17 protein-coding genes are annotated in these 18,072 nt (G+C 64.7%); 13 read left to right on the top strand and 4 right to left on the bottom strand.

The window, feature by feature from the left end; genetic code table 11:
- Together WBG82_RS14085 and WBG82_RS14080 are read left to right on the top strand one after the other, a co-directional pair.
- Positions 1–1,182, top strand: a 1,182-nt coding sequence (locus WBG82_RS14085; RefSeq protein ID WP_424425253.1) for an MFS transporter, incomplete at its 5' end; no start/stop codon positions are given.
- A 20-nt stretch (positions 1,183–1,202) separates the two neighbouring features.
- Complete coding sequence (locus tag WBG82_RS14080) at positions 1,203–2,459, top strand: MFS transporter (protein WP_424425251.1); 1,257 nt, start codon at positions 1,203–1,205, stop codon at positions 2,457–2,459.
- Here the strand turns inward: WBG82_RS14080 and WBG82_RS14075 are convergent.
- Positions 2,456–3,361 (bottom strand): crotonase/enoyl-CoA hydratase family protein, encoded by a 906-nt coding sequence (locus WBG82_RS14075; protein ID WP_424425249.1) that lies wholly within the window; start codon positions 3,359–3,361, stop codon positions 2,456–2,458. The two genes, WBG82_RS14080 and WBG82_RS14075, sit on opposite strands and share 4 nt — an antisense overlap.
- A gap of 201 nt (positions 3,362–3,562) precedes the next feature.
- Here WBG82_RS14075 and WBG82_RS14070 point away from each other — a divergent pair, with 201 nt between their 5' ends.
- From WBG82_RS14070 to WBG82_RS14050, 5 genes are all read left to right on the top strand, one after another.
- Positions 3,563–5,113: an AMP-binding protein gene (locus WBG82_RS14070; RefSeq protein ID WP_424425247.1), complete on the top strand. Its 1,551-nt coding sequence runs from the start codon at positions 3,563–3,565 to the stop codon at positions 5,111–5,113.
- Between the two features lie 65 nt (positions 5,114–5,178).
- Positions 5,179–5,661 carry an OmpA family protein gene (locus WBG82_RS14065; RefSeq protein ID WP_424425245.1) on the top strand — a complete coding sequence of 161 codons (483 nt, stop codon included), beginning with the start codon at positions 5,179–5,181 and terminating at the stop codon, positions 5,659–5,661.
- A 142-nt stretch (positions 5,662–5,803) separates the two neighbouring features.
- The gene (locus tag WBG82_RS14060; RefSeq protein ID WP_424425243.1) at positions 5,804–6,256 is read left to right on the top strand and encodes a MaoC family dehydratase; all 453 of its coding nucleotides are present in this window, start codon (positions 5,804–5,806) and stop codon (positions 6,254–6,256) included.
- Between the two features lie 61 nt (positions 6,257–6,317).
- Complete coding sequence (msrB, locus tag WBG82_RS14055) at positions 6,318–6,743, top strand: peptide-methionine (R)-S-oxide reductase MsrB (protein WP_324296881.1); 426 nt, start codon at positions 6,318–6,320, stop codon at positions 6,741–6,743.
- A 10-nt stretch (positions 6,744–6,753) separates the two neighbouring features.
- Positions 6,754–8,847 (top strand): S9 family peptidase, encoded by a 2,094-nt coding sequence (locus WBG82_RS14050; protein WP_424425241.1) that lies wholly within the window; start codon positions 6,754–6,756, stop codon positions 8,845–8,847.
- Between the two features lie 19 nt (positions 8,848–8,866).
- Here the strand turns inward: WBG82_RS14050 and WBG82_RS14045 are convergent, their stop codons facing one another.
- Together WBG82_RS14045 and WBG82_RS14040 are read right to left on the bottom strand one after the other, a co-directional pair.
- A complete protein-coding gene (locus WBG82_RS14045) occupies positions 8,867–9,400 on the bottom strand; it encodes a DUF1254 domain-containing protein (RefSeq protein WP_424425239.1) in 534 nt (177 codons plus the stop codon).
- On the bottom strand, positions 9,397–9,972 hold the full coding sequence (locus tag WBG82_RS14040) for a DUF1214 domain-containing protein (protein WP_424425237.1): 576 nt from the start codon (positions 9,970–9,972) through the stop codon (positions 9,397–9,399). Before WBG82_RS14040 ends, WBG82_RS14045 begins: the two co-directional genes overlap by 4 nt.
- Positions 9,973–10,154: 182 nt before the next feature.
- Here WBG82_RS14040 and WBG82_RS14035 point away from each other — a divergent pair, with 182 nt between their 5' ends.
- Positions 10,155–10,940 carry a DNA-binding transcriptional regulator gene (locus WBG82_RS14035; RefSeq protein WP_424425235.1) on the top strand — a complete coding sequence of 262 codons (786 nt, stop codon included), beginning with the start codon at positions 10,155–10,157 and terminating at the stop codon, positions 10,938–10,940.
- Here WBG82_RS14035 and WBG82_RS14030 read toward each other — a convergent pair.
- A complete protein-coding gene (locus WBG82_RS14030; RefSeq protein ID WP_424425233.1) occupies positions 10,937–12,904 on the bottom strand; it encodes a cellulase family glycosylhydrolase in 1,968 nt (655 codons plus the stop codon). The genes WBG82_RS14035 and WBG82_RS14030 overlap by 4 nt on opposite strands.
- Positions 12,905–13,118: 214 nt before the next feature.
- Here WBG82_RS14030 and WBG82_RS14025 point away from each other — a divergent pair, with 214 nt between their 5' ends.
- The 5 genes from WBG82_RS14025 (at position 13,119) to WBG82_RS14005 (ending at position 18,072) form a co-directional block, all read left to right on the top strand.
- Entirely contained in the window at positions 13,119–14,162 is a 1,044-nt protein-coding gene (locus tag WBG82_RS14025) for a serine hydrolase domain-containing protein (RefSeq protein WP_424425231.1), read from the top strand.
- A 14-nt stretch (positions 14,163–14,176) separates the two neighbouring features.
- The gene (locus WBG82_RS14020) at positions 14,177–15,469 is read left to right on the top strand and encodes a Glu/Leu/Phe/Val family dehydrogenase (protein WP_424425229.1); all 1,293 of its coding nucleotides are present in this window, start codon (positions 14,177–14,179) and stop codon (positions 15,467–15,469) included.
- A gap of 26 nt (positions 15,470–15,495) precedes the next feature.
- Positions 15,496–15,783: a hypothetical protein gene (locus WBG82_RS14015; protein ID WP_424425227.1), complete on the top strand. Its 288-nt coding sequence runs from the start codon at positions 15,496–15,498 to the stop codon at positions 15,781–15,783.
- 91 nt (positions 15,784–15,874) lie between these two features.
- A complete protein-coding gene (locus WBG82_RS14010; RefSeq protein ID WP_424425225.1) occupies positions 15,875–17,116 on the top strand; it encodes a serine hydrolase domain-containing protein in 1,242 nt (413 codons plus the stop codon).
- Between the two features lie 50 nt (positions 17,117–17,166).
- A complete protein-coding gene (locus WBG82_RS14005; protein WP_424425224.1) occupies positions 17,167–18,072 on the top strand; it encodes an EamA family transporter in 906 nt (301 codons plus the stop codon).

The following is an 18,072-nucleotide window of genomic DNA, read 5'->3' as shown; positions in this document are numbered from 1 at the left end:
TATCTCGGCGGTCAGGCGAGCTGGTATATCAGCCTCGGCATTCAGTTCGTCATCTTTCCGTTTCTGGTGACGCAGGTGCTGCATGAACCGGCGGCGCGGCTCGGCATCGCGCAGATGTCGCTGATGGCGCCGTCGCTGCTTTTCATGCTGCTGGGCGGCACGGTGGCCGATCATGGCGATGTGCGGCGCATATTGGTGCGCATGCACTGGCTCGCGGCCATTCCGCCGCTGGTGCTGGCCATTGTCTATGTCAGCGGATATCTGAGCTATCCCTTCCTGATCGCCTATGCGCTGGCCATGGGCACGCTTGGCGCCTTCGCCATGCCTGCGCGCGATTCAGCGCTGACTCGCATCGCCGAAACGGACATTCAGCAGGCGGTGACGCTGACCATGGGCACGCAGATGGGTGGGCAACTCGCCGGCATGCTCATCGTCGCCTTTGCCGCCATCATCGGCGCGCCGGCGCTGCTCATCTTCCAGGCCGTGCTGCTGATCGCGGGCGGCTGGGCCACGACGAAGTTGCAACCCCTGCCGCCGACACAGACGGACACGGGCGAAGGACGGCTTGCGCAGATACTGGACGGCATCGCGACCGCGCGGGCGCACAGCATTGTCTTCGCGGTGATCGGCGTCAATTTCGCTGTCGGGCTTTTTTATGTCGGCAGCTTCATGGTGGTGCTGCCGTTGATGGTGCGCGACATCTATCACAGCACCGTCACGGAATTCGCGATCCGCTTCGCGCTCATCAATATCTGCTTCTGGGGCGGCACGATCTTCGCCACCATGGCGCTGCTTAAGATCGGACATATCGCAAGGCGCGGCCGCGTGATGATGGGCGCGATTACCAGCGGTCTCGTCATTCTGGCACTTCTTTCGCTGACCATTCCCTTTGCGGTGCTCTGCATACTCTGCTTCCTCTGGGGTATCGGCGCGGGCACGACGATGACGATGGGGCGCACCATCGTCCAGCTCGCCGCGCCCGACAGCCACAGGGCGCGCGTGCTCGCCTTCTATCAGCTCGGATTTTCGGGCGGCGCGCCCATCGGCTCCCTGCTCATGGGCTTTCTCGTCGGCGGCCTCGGCATTCATCAGGCCGTGCTGGTGCCCGCCTTCGTGATGGTCGGCGTCGTCGCCCTGCTCTTCATGTCGCCGCTCTGGCGCTACCACGCGCAGGAAGCCTGAGCGTGAGCCCGGACGACAACATGACAGGCGAAAAGCAGCCCTCCGACCTCGCCTGGTATATGAGCGGCATCTGGCTCTATTTCATTTCAACTGGCATTCAGGGCGTGATCTTTCCATGGATCATCGCCATCGTGCTCAACGAGAGTTCGGCTCGCGTCGGCATCGCACAAATGATGATGATGCTGCCGATGCTGATGTTCACGCTTTTCGGCGGCGCGCTCGCCGACAGGCTAGAACTGCGCAATCATTTGCGGCGGCTCCAGACCATACAGATGATCCCGCCGCTCGCCCTCGCCGCGCTCATCTATGCGGGCCATCTCACCTATGAGCTGATCCTCGGCTTCGGCGTCATCCTCGGCATTCTCGGCGCCTATGTCATGCCCGCGCGCGATGCGATGCTCACCCGCGTCGCCATCACGAGCCTCAAGGGCAATATTCAGCGCGGCGTCGCGCTCTCCATGAGCGGCCAGTTCCTCGGGCAGGTCGCGGGCTTCCTCATCGGCGGCACGGCCATGCTCGCCGGCGCGCCCGCGCTCTTCGTCCTTCAGAGCGCGCTCCTCGCAGGCGCCGCCTTCACCACGTCGCGGCTCACCCCCACGCCGCCCGCCACCACCAGCGGCCCGCGCCGCTCGCAACTGTCGGAGATCAAGGAAGGGCTCGTCGTGCTCTGGGAGAGCGAGCGGCTTCGCCCCGTTGTGCTGATGATGTTCATGTCGGGCATCCTCTTCATGGGCGTCTTCATGGTGCTCTTCCCGATCTTGGTGCGCGACGTCTATCAGGGCAGCTCGCCCGAACTCGCGCTCATCAACATGTGCTTCTTCGGCGGCATCGGCCTTTCGTCCTTCACGCTGAGCCGCCTTCGTCCCATCCGCAGGCAGGGACGCGCGATGATGCTCGCCATGTGCACGGGATCGTGCGTCATGGTGATCATGCATTTCGGCTTTTCGATCTATGTGGTCGATCTGCTGGCGCTTTGCTGGGGACTGGCGGCCGGCGTTTCGATGACCCAGTCGCGCGCCATCGTTCAGGAAACGGCAAGCCCGCATATGCGCGCGCGGCTCATCTCGGCCTTCCAGCTCGGCTCCATGGGCGGCGGGCCGCTCGGCGCGCTCTTCATGGGTTACATCATTAGCTGGCTGGGGCCGCTCGACGCGGTGCTCGTGCCGGTCGGGCTGATGGTCGTGCTCTGGCTCTCGATCTTCTTCTTCACATCGCTCTGGAATCTAGAAGCGCCGGCGCGCGGTCACGCGCCGGCTGCTTCAGCGCATGGCGATTAGCTGTATTTGCGCTCGTCCCACCAGGGGAAGAAGGACGGCATATCCGTCGAAACCCGGTTGGGATAGTTGGCCGGGCGCTTTTCGAGGAAGGACATGACGCCTTCCTTCGCGTCGGCGGCGGCGCCGCGCGCATAGATGGCGCGGCTGTCGATCTTGTGCGCTTCCATCGGATGATCGGCCGCGCCGATACGCCAGAGCATCTGGCGCGTGAGCGCGACGGAAACGGGCGCGGTGTTGTCGGCGATCTCGCGGGCGAGCGCGCGGGCGGCGGGCAGAAGCTCGTCGGGCTTGTAGAGCTTCTTGACGAGGCCGCCTTCAAGCGCTTCCTGCGCGCCGAAGACGCGGCCTGTATAGGTCCATTCCAGCGCCTGGCTGATGCCGACCACGCGCGGCAGGAACCAGCTCGAGCAGGCTTCCGGCACGATGCCGCGGCGGGCGAAGACGAAACCGAACTTCGCGTCTTCCGATGCAAGACGAATATCCATCGGGAGCTGCATGGTGACGCCGACGCCGACGGCGGGCCCGTTCACGGCCGCGATCACGGGCTTCAGGCTCTCGAAGATGCGCAGCGAAACGCGGCCGCCGCCATCGCGTACCGATTCATGGCTCCAGTCGATCTCGCCATTGGGCTTCACGGGCGTTCCGGTCTTTTCGGGGCGGTCTTCGCGGGCCGCATAGTCGAAGGTCTTGGCGCCCGCCGAGAGGTCGGCACCTGCGCAGAAGGCGCGGCCCGCGCCGGTGACGATGATGGCGCGCACATTGTCGTCGGCATCCGCCTTGTCGAAAGCGTCGATGATGTCGAACATCATCTGGCCGGTGAAGGCGTTGAGCTTGTCGGGGCGGTTGAGAGTGATCGTCAGAATCTGATCCTCAACCTCGTATTTGATCGTCTCATAGGCCATGTTTTCGCTCCCTGTTGCGGCTTGATGCCTGATCCGTCGCGGCGGGGCCGCCCTTCCGTTGCGTCAACATATGCGAGTTGACGCGGCGCTCGTCTTGCGCTCCCTTTCACGCAAAATGGGGCCCGCAGATCGGTCCGGCCCTGATATAACAACGGACCCGCAAAAAAGCGAAGTCCGGCCATTGCCTCTCCGGGAGACGAGTTGATGCACCCTTATATCCACGCTCAGAAGACGCCCACGAAACCCGCCTACATCATGGCAGCGACGGGCGAAACGGTGACCTACAAGGAACTCGACGAACGCTCGAACCAGACGGCGCATCTCTTCCGTGCAGCCGGTCTGAAGCCGGGCGACGCCATCGCCATCTTCATGGAAAACGATGCGCGCTACTTCGAGATCTGCTGGGGCGCGCAGCGCGCGGGCCTCTACTTCACCTGCATCTCGTCGCGGCTGACGGCCGGCGAAATCGCCTATGTCGCCGCCGATTGCGGCGCACGGATGTTCTTCGTCTCCCGATCGCTGGAGAATGTGGCGCGCGAACTCATCGACGGCAATCATCTGCCGAAGGTCGAGCGGCTCTTCTCCGTGGGCGGCGCGATCGCCGGCTACGAATCCTATGAAGACGCGCGGGCGAAGCTCCCCGTGACGCCCATCGCCGATCAGACGGCGGGCACCGACATGCTCTACTCCTCCGGCACGACGGGGCGGCCGAAGGGCGTCAAGCATCCGCTCACCGGCGGCGCCATCGACGAGCCGACCGGCCTCACCACGCTCGGCGCGCTCCTTTATGCGATGGACGAGAACTCGATCTACCTTTCGCCCGCGCCCCTCTATCACGCCGCGCCTCTGCGCTGGTGCATGACCGTGCAGCGCCTCGGCGGCACCGTCATCGTCATGGAGCATTTCGACGCGGAAGGCGCGCTCCAGCTCATCGAGAAGTACAAGGCCACTCACAGCCAGTGGGTGCCCACCATGTTCATCCGCATGCTGAAGCTTCCCGAGGAGGTGCGCCTGAAATATGACGTTTCCTCGCTCAAGGTCGCGATCCACGCCGCCGCCCCCTGCCCTATTCCCGTCAAGGAGCAGATGATCGAATGGTGGGGCCCCGTCATCTATGAATATTACGCGGGCTCGGAGGGCAACGGCTTCTGCGCGCTCAACTCGGAAGAGTGGCTGCAGCACAAGGGCTCGGTCGGCAGGGCGCTCAACGCCATCATTCACATCTGCGACGAAGAGGGCAACGAGCTTCCCGTCGGCGAGGCGGGCGTCATCTATTTCGAGAGCGAGGCCCAGTTCGAGTATCACAACGATCCGAAGAAGACCGCCGAATCGCGCCATCCGAAGGGCTGGACGACGCTTGGCGATATCGGCCGGGTCGACGAGGAGGGCTATCTCTACCTCACCGACCGCAAGGCCTTCATGATCATCTCCGGCGGCGTCAACATCTACCCGCAGGAGGCGGAGAACCTTCTCGTGCTGCATCCGAAGGTCGCGGACGTCGCGGTGATCGGCGTGCCCAACGAGGATTTCGGCGAAGAGGTGAAAGCGGTCGTTCAGCCCGTGGACTGGAAGGATGCCGGCCCCGCGCTCGAGGCCGAGCTTCTGGAGTTCTGCCGGAGCCAGCTTTCGGCCATCAAATGTCCGCGCTCGATCGATTTCGAGGAGCAGCTTCCGCGGCATGCGACCGGCAAGCTCTACAAGCGCCTCATCCGCGACCGCTACTGGGGCAACAAGGATTCCAAGATCGTCTGACGCATGGCGGCCGCCAGCGCGCGACTTGTGCTATTATGGAACCTGCGAATCTCGTGGGGGCTCATATGAAAATCGCACGTCTCGCGCTGGCCGCCACCGGCCTTGCCGCCGCATCCCTGTTCCTCGCGGCCGAAGTCACGCAAACGGCGCAAGCCGCGGAAGTCTCGACCTATGGCGGGCGCTGCCGCAACAATCCGGGCGCAGGCCGCGCCTTCACGCAGGACTACTACGTCTACTTCGACACCAATTCGAGCCGCATCAGGCCGGACGGGCATGAGCGCATCTCCTATGTGCACGGGCTCGCAAAGGGCAAGCAGGCCGGCCAGCTCTGCCTCTTCGGCAAGTCAAGCAAGACCGGCAATGCGGCGGCGAATGCCCGGCTGTCGCGCAAGCGCGCCGAAAACGTGGCTCACGCCTTCGAGGCGCTGGGCTGGCCAAGCAGCAAGATCGTGATCGTGACGGAAGGCGAAGCCTGGGGCTGGCTCGAAGAGGCGCTGACATCCGATTCAGAGGATGACCGCCGGGTCCGCATGCGGCTTTCCTTCTGAGCGCGGCCGGGCGCGCGCGCCGCGATCGGCGATCCCGATTACGGGTTGGCGCTCCCCTGTCCCACGGGCTAGTTTAACGGCCAAAGGCCCCTTGCCGGGCCTCCAGACTTCATCACTCCCAACGCACGACGGAGACTTGCGGATGCGCACTTTCAACACGGTTGCCGAATATGTTGCCGAAAAGGGCAAGGAAATCGGCGTCAGCGACTGGGTCCAGATCGATCAGGACCGGATCAACAAGTTTGCCGATGCGACGGGCGACCACCAGTGGATCCATATCGATCCGGAGCGGACGCAGAAGGAACTCGGCATGCCGACCATCGCGCATGGCTACCTCACGCTGTCGCTCCTGCCCTTCCTCATGGGCAAGGTGAGCACGATCAAGAGCGTGACGCGCGGTATCAACTACGGCTCGAACCAGGTGCGCTTCACCAACATGGTGCCCGTCGGCTCCAAGGTGCGCGCGCGCGTGAAGCTGAAGGACGCCCAGCCGAAGTCGGGCGGCTACCAGCTCACCAATGAAGTGACGATGGAAATCGAAGGCCAGGAGCGCCCGGCCATGGTCGCCGAGACGCTGAGCCTCGTTTTCGAATAAGACGGCTCTTTCCCCGCGCCTTCATCGTGCAGGCGCGGGGCTTCACCACAGGAGGCGGCTCATGTCCGAAACATCGCGCCCGAAAATTGTCAAAAGCGATGCGGAATGGCGCGCCGAACTGACGCCCGAGCAATACAGGGTCACGCGCCAGTGCGGAACTGAACGTGCCTTTACCGGGCCTTGGCTCGACGAGCACCGCAAGGGAACCTTCCATTGCGTCGCCTGCGGCGCCCCGCTCTTCCGCTCCGAAACCAAATACGAAAGCGGCTCCGGCTGGCCGAGCTTCTTCGCGCCGATCGAGGCAGGTCTGATCGAGGAGCGCGAGGACGTGTCGCACGGCATGCGCCGCGTCGAGGCGCTCTGCGCCACCTGCGAGGCGCATCTCGGCCACGTCTTTCCCGACGGACCGCGCCCGACGGGCCTGCGCTTCTGCATGAACGGCACCGCACTCGATTTCCGCCCGGACGACGAGCCGGAAGCTCCGTGACACCCGATCCATGAAACTGACACCTCCGGCGCAGGCGCCGAAAGCCGAACTGCGCCCGCAATCCGACACGCATCACGGCATCACGCGAACGGACGACTATGCCTGGCTTCGCGACCCCGACTGGCGCGAGGTGATGCGCGCGCCCGAAAAGCTGGCGCCCGACATCCGCTCCTATATCGAGGCCGAGAACGCCTATACGGACGAGGCGCTGGCGCCGCTCGCCGCGCTGCGCGAGACGCTCTTTGCGGAGATGAAGGGCCGCATCAAGGAAGAGGACAGCTCCGTTCCCGCGCCCGATGGCGCATACGCCTATTTCACCCGCTATGCGGAAGGCGCGCAGCAGCCGGTCTTTGCGCGGAGGCGGCCGGACGGCACGGAGGAAACGCTTCTCGACTGCAATGCCGAAGCCGAGGGCGAAGCCTATTTCCGCATCGGCGATGCCGATCATTCGCCCGATCACAAGCTCCTCGCCTGGTCGGCCGACCGCAAGGGCTCGGAATATTTCAGCCTGCGCCTGCGCGATCTTTCGACGGGCAAGGACCTCGCCGACGAGGTGCCCGACACATCGCCTGGCATCGCCTGGGATGCGGCGGGCCGAAGCTTCCTCTATGTGCATGTGGACGAGGAACACAGACCGCTCAAGGTCTTCCGCCACATCGTCGGCACGCCGGCGGCGGAAGACAGGCTCGTCTATGAGGAAACCGACATCGGCTTTTATGTCGGCGTCGGCAAGACGCAGAGCGGGCGCTATCTCATCATCGACGCGCATGACCACCAGACGAGCGAGCTTCGTCTCATCCCGGCTGACGCGCCGGACACGCCGCCTGAGCTGGTCAGCGCGCGGGAGCATGGCGTCGAATACGACATCGAGCATGACGAGGCGCGCGGGCGCTTCCTCATTCTCACCAATGCGGACGGCGCGGAGGACTTCAAAATCGTCGAAGCGCCCGTAGCGGCGCCGGGGCGGGCGAACTGGCACGATGTGGTGCCGCATCGGCCCGGAACGCTCGTGCTCTCGCATGTCGCCTATCGCGACCACCATGTGCGCATGGAACGGCGCGACGGGCTTCAGCGCATCGTCATCCGGCGCCTCGCCGATGGCAGCGAGCACGAGATCGCCTTCGACGAAGAAGCCTACGACCTCAATCTCTCGCCGGGATATGAATACGACACCGCAACGACGCGCTTTTCCTACAACTCCATGACGACGCCGTCGGAAGTTTACGACTACGACATGGAGACGCGGGCGCGCGCCTTGCGGAAACGGCAGGAAGTGCCCTCCGGCCACAACCCCGCCGACTATGTGACGCGGCGCATCTTCGCCACGGCGGCGGATGGCGAGCGGGTGCCGATCTCGCTTCTCTACGCCCGAACGACGAAGCTCGATGGCAGCGCGCCCTGCCTCCTCTATGGCTATGGCTCCTACGGCATCAGCATTCCGTCATCCTTCTCGGTCACGGCGCTTTCGCTTGTCGATCGCGGCTTCGTCTATGCGATCGCGCATATTCGCGGCGGGATGGAGAAGGGCTATCGCTGGTACACGGACGGAAAGCTGCTGAAGAAGCGCAACACCTTCGTCGACTTCATCGCCGCGGGCGAGCATCTCGCCAAGGAGGGCTTCACCGCGCGCGGCAGGATCGTCGGCCATGGCGGCAGCGCCGGCGGCATGCTCATGGGTGCGGTCGCCAACATGGCGCCCGATCTCTTCAACGGCATCGTCGCGGAAGTGCCCTTCGTCGATGTGCTGGCGACCATGCTCGATGCGTCGCTGCCGCTGACGCCGCCCGAATGGCACGAATGGGGCAATCCCATCGAGGACGAGGAAGCCTATCGCTACATGGCCTCCTACAGCCCCTACGACAATGTGCGGGCGCAAGCCTATCCGCACATTTTCGCGCTTGGCGGCCTCACCGATCCGCGCGTGACCTATTGGGAGCCCGCCAAATGGGCGGCTAAGCTCCGCGCGCTGCGCACCGATGCGCGGCTCACGCTGCTGCGCATCAACATGGAGGCGGGGCATGGCGGCGCGTCGGGCCGCTTCGACCGGCTGAAGGAAGTCGCGCTCGTCTATGCCTTCGCTCTCGGCATTTCCGAGCGCGCCTGATCGCGCCGCCCGCCTGCGCTCAGCCCTCGAAGGGCGCGCATGTCGCCTTCTTCCGCACTTCGTCGAGCGCGGGGAAGGCGTCAGCACTTTCCACGACGCGGCGGACGAGGACCAGCCCCTGCTCCGTCGGCGCCTCGATCACTTCGACACCGGCGGGCACGGAGGCGGGCTTCGCCGCGCCCGGCGCGACGACGATCGCATCGAGACCCCTGCCTTCGAGTTCGCGGTCGTTGCGGACGAAGTAATTGTCGGTCGCGGATGAATAGAAAGCGACCGAGGTGTAAGGCGCCGTCAGCGGCACATGCACGCGCACCGGCGTCTTCTGAAGGTCGAGCACGCAGATCGAATAGGCGAGATCGGGGCTCGGACGCACGACCGCCCGCGCGGTTGCGTCGGAAAGCGGCGGCTCGAGCATATGGTTTGCTTGCGCATTGCCCGCGATTTTCGTCATGGCCTTCGACATGATGAAGCGCGGCAGCCCCCGGACGGTGGCCACATGGACGGCCGCCGCAACCACAAGCGTCGCAAGCACGAAGATCGAAAGACGCTTCATTTGCAGCTCTCCTTCACGATGCGCGGCAGCTCGGCAGCAGCGGGATTGGCATAGACGGAGGCTTCCGGATTGTAGAAGCGCGCGGTGAGATCGAACTTCTCGCCCGCCTTCACGGGGAGCCAGTTGCCCTCCTGCTTCTCCGGCGAAACGCGGATGATGTAGCTTCCATCCGCTTCGCGCTTCACCGTCGTCATTGCATAGGAATAGATGTTCGCCTCATTGGGGATGAGGAAACTGTCCGGCCCATAGGCCGTGATGCTCCACCAGCGCGCGGCGAGATCCTTGCCCTCGACGCGGTAGGTGCAGCTTCCCGAAAGCTCGCCGCCATCGCTGTCGTGCAGCGCGGTGTAGTACATCGTCTCCTTCTTATCGAGCGCGAAGAGGCCGAAGAGCGCGACGCGGGCGCGCGTGTACATATCGGCCTCGGCGCTGCCGAAGCTCGTGCCCGTGCCCCAGGGCCCGACAGCGACGTTTCCGCTGAGAGCGCCATTTTTCAGTGTGTAGAAGGCTGAGCCGATGCCGAGCACGAGGCCCAGCACCAGAACGCCGCCCCAGAAGGCGATGGCTTTCATGTTCAACATTCTCCCCGGACGCGGCCGGATAGCGATCAACCTGCCGTAATTCCATGCCGGGCATCCGGCAGAATCGGCACCTGGCGCAAACCTAGCGCCCCTCGCCGCAGAGGCAGATCGAAACTTTAGGAAATTCCGTGATACGGAATTAGACTTCAGCCGACACGGAAAGGAACGATACGATGAACGGCAGCGCGACGGACAAGACCGCGATCGAACCCGTGATCCGCGCGCTGCGGCTTCTCGAAGCGCTGAACGGGGAAACGGTGATGCCGCTCGGCAGGCTCCATGAAGAGACGGGCCTGCCGAAGCCGACGCTGGTGCGGCTGCTCGATACGCTGATCGCGGCCGGCTATGTGCGCCGCGTGTCGCGGCGGGCGGGCTACAGCCTCGCCGAGCGCGTGCTGCGCCTTTCGGGCGGCTTCCGCCACACCGACAGGGTGGTCGAGGCCGCGCGCCCCTTCCTCTATGCGCTCACCGCGAGACACAAATGGCCGGTCGCGTTCGCCACATTCGATGGCGACGCCATGATCGTGCGCGCGGGCACGCGCCATGCGAGCCCCTTCAGCACCGATCCCGACTATCTCGACACAAGGCTTCCCATGCTCGTCTCGGCGCTGGGGCGGGCCTATCTCGCCTTCTGCCCCGAGGAGGAGCGGGAGACGATCCTCGCCATGCTGCGCGCCTCCCCCGCCCGCGCCGACCGGACGGCACGGGACGAGCGCGCGGTCATGCGCCTCCTTGCGACGATCCGTACACGGGGCTTCGCATCGACGGCGCCGCTGCGCGGCGATCCCGCCACGGGGCTCGCGGTTCCCGTCATGCAGGGGCCGAATGTGGTCGCCTGCATGACCATGCGCTATTTCGGCTCCGCCATGAGCGAGGAGGAAGCGGCACGGCGCTACCTCGCCTCGATGCGCGACGCGGCCGCCGCCATTGCCTCGACACTCGACGAAAAGCCCGCCTAGAGCCGCCTGATCGTGATCCCGACCTTGCCCGGCGCGTCCGCATGAACGAGCACGGACTGGCTCTCCTCGCGGCGCGTGGCCTCGCCGCCTTCGACCTCGATAGCAAAGCCGTTCGGATATTGGAGCTTCGGCACGAAGATTTCCGTCTCGCCCTCGCCCGTCGCCTCATAGACGAAGCGGAAGGCGCCCGTCTCGCGCTTGAACTTCATCTTGAGCGGGCGGCCCGCAATGGCGCGGGCATAGGGACGCACGAAACCTTCGAGCGCGCGGCCGCCGCTGTTGATGTCGTTCGAGTTGCCGCGCTGGTCGACGGAGTAGATGGAGAGATCCTCCTGGTTCCAGCCATCGCCGACTGCCTGATCGTTGCGGTTCGACGCCGTGTAGTTCCACTGGGTCGAGGAGATGAGCAGCGTGTCGAGCGCGTTGTACATGAGATCGAGCGCGGTCACGTGGCGCTCCCAGGGCTTCGCGCTGCAGTCGCCGGCCGCCCATGCCTTGTAGGCGGCGGCATGATCGAGATCGAAGGGGATGCCGAATTCGCCGATGAGGGTCGGCGCGCCGGTGCCGTCATTGAGCGTCTTCGCCGTTTCCTTGATGAAGCCGAGCTGGCGCGTATAGGCGCCCTCGATCGCTTCCGCCCCTTCGAGCGTACGGCCCGAATAGGGGTTCACCCAGACCGGGAAGTTGAATTCCTTGGTCGAGAGGGTGACGACGTCATACCAGTGGCTCGCATTGACGGTGCCGCGTGGCGCGTCCCCCGGAAAGCCATGGCCGACACGCGCCGCGTCGAGTTCGGCAAAGAGCAGCCAGTCGGGATCGATGGCGCGGATGCGCTCGGCGACGCGGTGGAAGAAGGGCGACATGAAATCATGCTCCATATCGACCTTGCGCCCGTTCCGCATGACGAAGAATTCCTCGTCCACGGCCTCGATACTGTCGCCCTGAATCCTGTAGGCGCCCGCGCGCTCGAAGGGGCACTCCCTGCCCTCGAGCCAGATCGGCACGCGCCCCTCGTTCACGCGCACATCGCCCGCGGGCACGACCTTCCCCTGCTCCCTGTCGACCTTGAGATCGGGAATGTCGCGTGTGAGGCCGCGCGCCACGGCGAGCCCGTCGAGCGCCGACCAGGCAAGGCCGGGGCGCGGGGGAAAGCGGTTGAGCTCGCTCGGCGCGACATGACGGTAGCTCAGGCGCTGTTCGACATAGCCCGAGCCCGGCTCGTTGAGCGAGTCGAAGCCCATGACATTGCTCATCCCCTTCAGGCGATGCGCCACGGCCTCCATCGCGCCGAGATAGTGCTCCTGCAGAAAGTCCTGCACGTTCCGCCCCTCGACCATGAAGTCGGGGCAGAAGGTCCGGCCGGCAAAGAAGAAGGTCCACATCAGCGCATTGGCCGGGTAGCGGTAGTTCTGCGACCAGGTCATGGTCGGATAGCGGTCTTCCTGCCTGCCGCCGCGTGCGAAATCATATTTGTACTGCATCACATGGGCGGCGCCCGCCGCGTGGAACTTCGTGAAGTCGAGGCCCACCGCCTCGAATAGCCAGGCCGGCGCGCCGTCGCCGCCCGTCATCCGGCTCCAGACGTCCTGATGGAAATCGACGAAGACGAACATTCCATGTTCGTCCGCCATGCGGCAGAGCGTGGCGAAATAGTCGAGATAGGCCTCGTCATATTGTCCGGGCCCGGCATGTTCCACGGCTTCCCAGGTGGTGAGCAGGCGAAGGCAGTTGAAACCCCAGGCTTTCAGCCGGGCGAAATGCTCCGCCGCCTCGTCGAGCGGAAAGGGGCGGCCGAGGAAGGAAACCGTGCGGTGGTCGGAGAAATCGGTGGGGAGGTTGGTGTGGCCGTTCGGCGTGAAAGGCACCTTGCAGTCGCCGCCCAGATTGACACCGCGCAGGATATGCGTCCGGCGATCCTCGCCCACGAACCATTCCCCGTCGATCTGCAATCTCGGCAACGCCATGTGATCCCTCCCCGGTTCCATCCATGCAGGATAGCCCGATGGGCTGCCAGCACAACGGGCGGGCGCCATGCCTGTCGGCCATGACCGGGGCGAAACTTATCCACAGGCGCGGCGGTGCGTCGATTCGGCCACCAACGGCAAAAATGTGCCGCAACGGTTCGACCTGGCGGGACGGCTGCACTAGACTGCGCCCCTCACCAATTTACGAGAGCGTATGAGCAGTCTTCCGCCGCTTCCGGCGCAGCCTTCGGGCACACCCTGGCCCACGGACGAATGGCCCATCGGCGATCTCCCCGCGAACGCCGACAGGGCGAAGCTCGCCCGGCTCACCGATCACGCCTTCGCCGCGACGCCGCCAGAGGACCTCGGCGAAACGCAGGCGCTCGTCATCGTCCAGCACGGCAGGCTCGTTCTGGAGCGCTACGGGGCCGGATACGGGCCCGATGTGACCTGCCATTCCTGGTCGATGGCCAAAAGCATCACACAGGCGCTGGTGGGCTTCCTCGTCGACGAGGGCAAGCTCGACATCATGCAACCTGCGGATGTGCGGGAATGGCGCGAAAGGGCCGGCGATCCGCGCCGGGAAATCACGCTCGACCTTTTGCTGCGCATGTCGAGCGGCCTTGCCTTTCTCGAGGATTACGCGCCGGACCACCCCTCCGACGTGATCGAAATGCTCTGGGGCAAGGGCAAGGACGATGTGGCCCATTTCGCCTCTTCCTTCCCGCTCGCTCATGCGCCGGGGAGCTTTTTTTCCTATTCCAGTGGCACGACGAACATCGTCAGCCGCTGCGCCTCGCAGGCTGCCGACGCTTTCGGGCCGGATTTCGAGGCTTTCATGCGCCGGCGGCTCCTCGATCCGCTCGGAATGAGGTCCGCGAGGCCCAAATTCGACAAGGCGGGCACTTTTATCGGCTCTTCCTTCTGTTTTGCGCCCCCCCGGGACTTCGCCCGCTTCGGCCTTCTCTACCTCAGAGGCGGGGTTTGGGAGGGAAAAAGGTTGCTTCCCGGCCGCTGGATCGACTATGCACGAACGCCCACCTGGCAGCAGCCGACGGAGGATGGGCCCTACGGTGCGCATTGGTGGCTCGGCCTGGCGGGTCCGGGTTCCTTTTCGGCGCAAGGCTACGACGGGCAATACATCGTCCTCGTGCCGCAACTCGACATGGTCCTTGTGCGTAACGGCAAGACACCCGCCGCGATGAAGAACAATGTCAAACGCTGGCTTGCCGACATCGCTGATTGTTTCCGAAACTAAACAAGTGAATTCGAATGATGGCAGAGAGTGAGTTTGAACGCGCATTGCAACGGCTGGACGAAGCGGCGCGCCATGTGGAAATTTCTCCCGACACGATGGAGCGGCTCCGGCTGCCGCGCGAGCTGTTGCAGGCTCGTCTCACCATCCGCATGGATGACGGCTCGCTGAAATCGTTCGAAGCCTGGCGCTGCCGCTACGACGATTCCTGCGGCCCGACCAAGGGCGGCATTCGCTTTCATCACCACTCCACAGCCGACGAGGTCGAGGCGCTTGCCTTCTGGATGACCGTCAAATGCGCCGTGGCCGGACTTCCCTATGGCGGCGGCAAGGGCGCCGTCCGGGTCGATCCGCACGAGCTTTCGGTGACGGAACTCGAACGCCTGTCGCGCGCCTATATCCGCGCCTTCGCCCGCTTCATCGGGCCGGATCGCGACATTCCGGCGCCGGACGTGGCGACGAATGCGACGATCATGGGCTGGATGGCCGATGAATATAACCAGATCGTCGGCCAGGTCGTGCCCGGCGTCATCACCGGCAAGCCGCTCGCGCTTGGCGGCTCGCTCGGCCGCGACGATGCGACGGCCCGCGGCGGCTTCAACCTTCTGGAGCATCTTTGCGGCCGCCTCGACCTCGACAATGGTCCGCGCCGCGCGGTCATCCAGGGCTTCGGCAATGCGGGCGCGCATATGGCGCGGCTGCTCGTCGACAGCGGCTGGACCATCGTCGCCGCCAGCGATTCGGGCGGCGCGGTCTTCAATCCGCAGGGCCTCGATGTCGCGGCGCTGGAGAAGATCAAGGCGGCCGGCATGTCCGTCCGCAATGGCGCGACCGGCGCGACGCGCCAGATCGATCCCGACGAGATGCTGGGCGTCGATTGCGAGCTGCTGGTGCCCGCGGCCTTCCAGGATCTCATCCATGAGGGCAATGCCGAACGCATCCGCGCGAAGGTCGTTCTCGAACTCGCCAACGGCCCGGTCACGCCGGAAGCCGACGCGCTTCTGCACAAGGCAGGCGTCACCGTCATTCCGGACATTCTCGCCAATTCCGGCGGTGTCACCGTTTCCTATTTCGAGTGGGTGCAGAACCGCCAGGGCGAGCGCTGGACGCTGGAGCGCGTGCACCGCGAACTGGAAAGCCGGATGAACGCCCAGGGCGACATCGTCTGGAAGGTGGCGGAAACGCGCAAGGTGCCGCTCCGCACGGCCGCCTATATCGTCGGCCTCGGCCGCCTGACCTCCGCCATCGAGGCGACGACGGCGGTGATCTCGCCGGTCGCCGAGGCGGCCGGCCGCCGCGCTGCCGTCTGAATGGATTTGGCCGGGGAGATGTGAGGTTGGACAACGTCCTCCCCTTCCCGGCCGATCTCGTGACCGAGCACGACCGCCGCAGGCTCATGGCCGCGGCGGACGGCTCTCCCCTCGATCTCGAATTTCGCCATGACGCGGCGCATGGGCTCAGCGTGCTCGTGCTGCGTTGCGGGCAGTTCACCCCCTGCTACCGGCTGAAAAAGACGAGCGAGGGCTGGGAGGCAATCGACCTTGCGCCCGGCGCGGGCGAGGCAACCGCCTTCGAGGCAAGGCGGCCGGACGACCTTCTCCGCCTCATCGCCGGGAGCCGATAGCGCGGCCTCCGTCCGCGCCCGGCAATTCCCGCAGGCAGTTTTTCCAAATCCGCCCTATGCTTTCTCCGCCATATGCGCAGGAGGAATGCCGATGAACGTCGCCGCGAAGATCGCCCGGCCGGAAGATGTGGGACTGAGTTCCGCGCGCCTTGCCGCCATTCCCGATTATTTCGGCTCCTATGTCGCCAGGGGAAAGGTCGCCGGCGTCTCGACGCTCGTCGCGCGCCATGGCGAGATCGCGCATTTCGAAACGGTCGGGCAGCGCGACAGCGAAAGCGGGCTTCCGCTCGAACGCGACTCGATCTTCCGCATCTATTCGATGACGAAGCCGATCACGAGCCTCGCGCTGATGATGCTCTATGAGGAAGGGCATTTTCAGCTCAACCATGCCGTCTCGCGCTACATCCCCGAATTCAAGGGCCTGCGCGTCTGGGCGGGCGGCACGCACGAGAAATACGAGACAAAGCCCGCGGAGCGCGAGATGACGATCCGCGATCTCCTCACCCACACCTCGGGCCTCACCTATGGCTTCATGCCCGGGCATCCGGTGGCGAAGCTCTATCGCCAGCGCGGCATCGACGGCGCGGCGACGGGCGACATCACGCTCAAGGAAATGGTCGCGCGGCTTTCCGAACTGCCGCTTCTCTTCTCGCCCGGCGAAAAGTGGAACTATTCCGTCTCGACCGATGTCTGCGGCTATCTGGTCGAAGTCCTGTCCGGCCGCCCGCTCGACGAACTTCTCGCAAGCCGCATTTTCGCGCCGCTCGGCATGAACGATACAGGCTTCCATGTGCCGGCGGAAAAGCTCGGCCGCTTCACCACCAATTACGAGAAGGATTTGAGGACGCGCGCCGTCCGCGCGATCGACCGCGGCGACGAGACGAGCATCTATGCGCGCCCGCGCAAGTTCCTCTCCGGCGGCGGCGGCCTCGTCTCGACGATGACGGATTATTGGCGCTTCTGTCAGATGATCCTCGATGGTGGCGTCTTCGAGGGCACGCGGCTCGTCTCGCCCAAGACCATCGAATTCATGTCGCTCAACCACCTTCCCGGCGGCAGGACGATGAAGGAGATGTCGACAGCGGCCTTCAGCGAGCTTGCGGGCGACGGCGCGGGCTTCGGGCTCGGATTTCAGGTGATCCTCGATCCCGCCGAGGCACAGGCCGTGGGCTCCGCCGGCAATCTTTCATGGGGCGGCGCCGCCTCCACCTATTTCTGGATCGACCCGGAAGAGGATCTCGTCGCCATTCTGATGACGCAGCTCATGCCGTCGAGCACCTATCCGCTGCGGCCGCAGCTTCAGCAACTCGTCTATGCGGCGATAGAGGCGTAAGGGCGCATCGCTCGTCCCAGTCTCTTACCGTCACCCCGAGCCTTCCCGCCATGCCGCTCTGGATACCGCTTACCATCGCCGCCGCCTTTCTGCAGAACCTGCGCTCGACGCTGCAGAAGCAACTGACGGGCGAGCTTTCCGCCATTGCCGCGACCTATGTGCGCTTCGCCTTCGGGCTCCCCATTGCGGTCGTCTATCTCTGGAGCCTTGTGGCGATCACAGGGCATGAGCTGCCCGCGGCCAACTGGACCTTCCTCTTCTATTGCGTCGTCGGCGGGCTCGGGCAGATCTGGGGCACGGCGCTTCTCGTCGGGCTTTTCGCCCATCGCAATTTCGCCGTCGGCACGACCTACTCGAAAACAGAGACGGTGCAGGCCGCGCTTTTCGGCGTCATCGTGCTGGGCGACCGGCCGAGCCTCGGCGCAACCGCGGCGATCCTTGTGAGCCTTGCCGGCGTCATCGCCATCTCTATGGCAAAGTCGCATCTCACGCTTGCGAATTTCATGCGTACACTGAGCGATCGCACGACACTCATGGGCATCGGCTCGGGCGCAGGCTTCGGCATCGCGGCCGTCGCCTATCGCGCCGCGTCACTCTCGCTCGGGCGCTCCGATTTTCTGATACCGGCAGGCTTCACGCTCGTCACCGTGCTCGTCATCCAGACCATCGTCATGACGATCTGGCTCGGCTGGCGCGAGCCCGCGCAACTCGCCGGCACGATGCGGAACTGGAAGGTCAGTTCCGGCGTCGGCATTGCGGGCTCTCTCGCCTCGATCGGATGGTTCACGGCGATGACCATCGAGAACGCCGCTTATGTGCGCGCGCTCGGCCAGATCGAACTCGTCTTCACCTTCGCCTCCTCGCATTTTCTCTTTCGCGAGAAGACGGCCCGCCTCGAGCTTGCGGGCATCGCGCTGGTGATCGGCGGGCTGCTTCTGTTGCTCTTCCTGCGCTGA

The sequence above is a fragment of the Parvibaculum sp. genome, from assembly GCF_049671045.1.
GTDB lineage: Bacteria > Pseudomonadota > Alphaproteobacteria > Parvibaculales > Parvibaculaceae > Parvibaculum.
The sequence above is the reverse complement of the archived record's forward strand: the minus strand, read 5'-3'. Positions and strand labels throughout refer to the sequence as shown.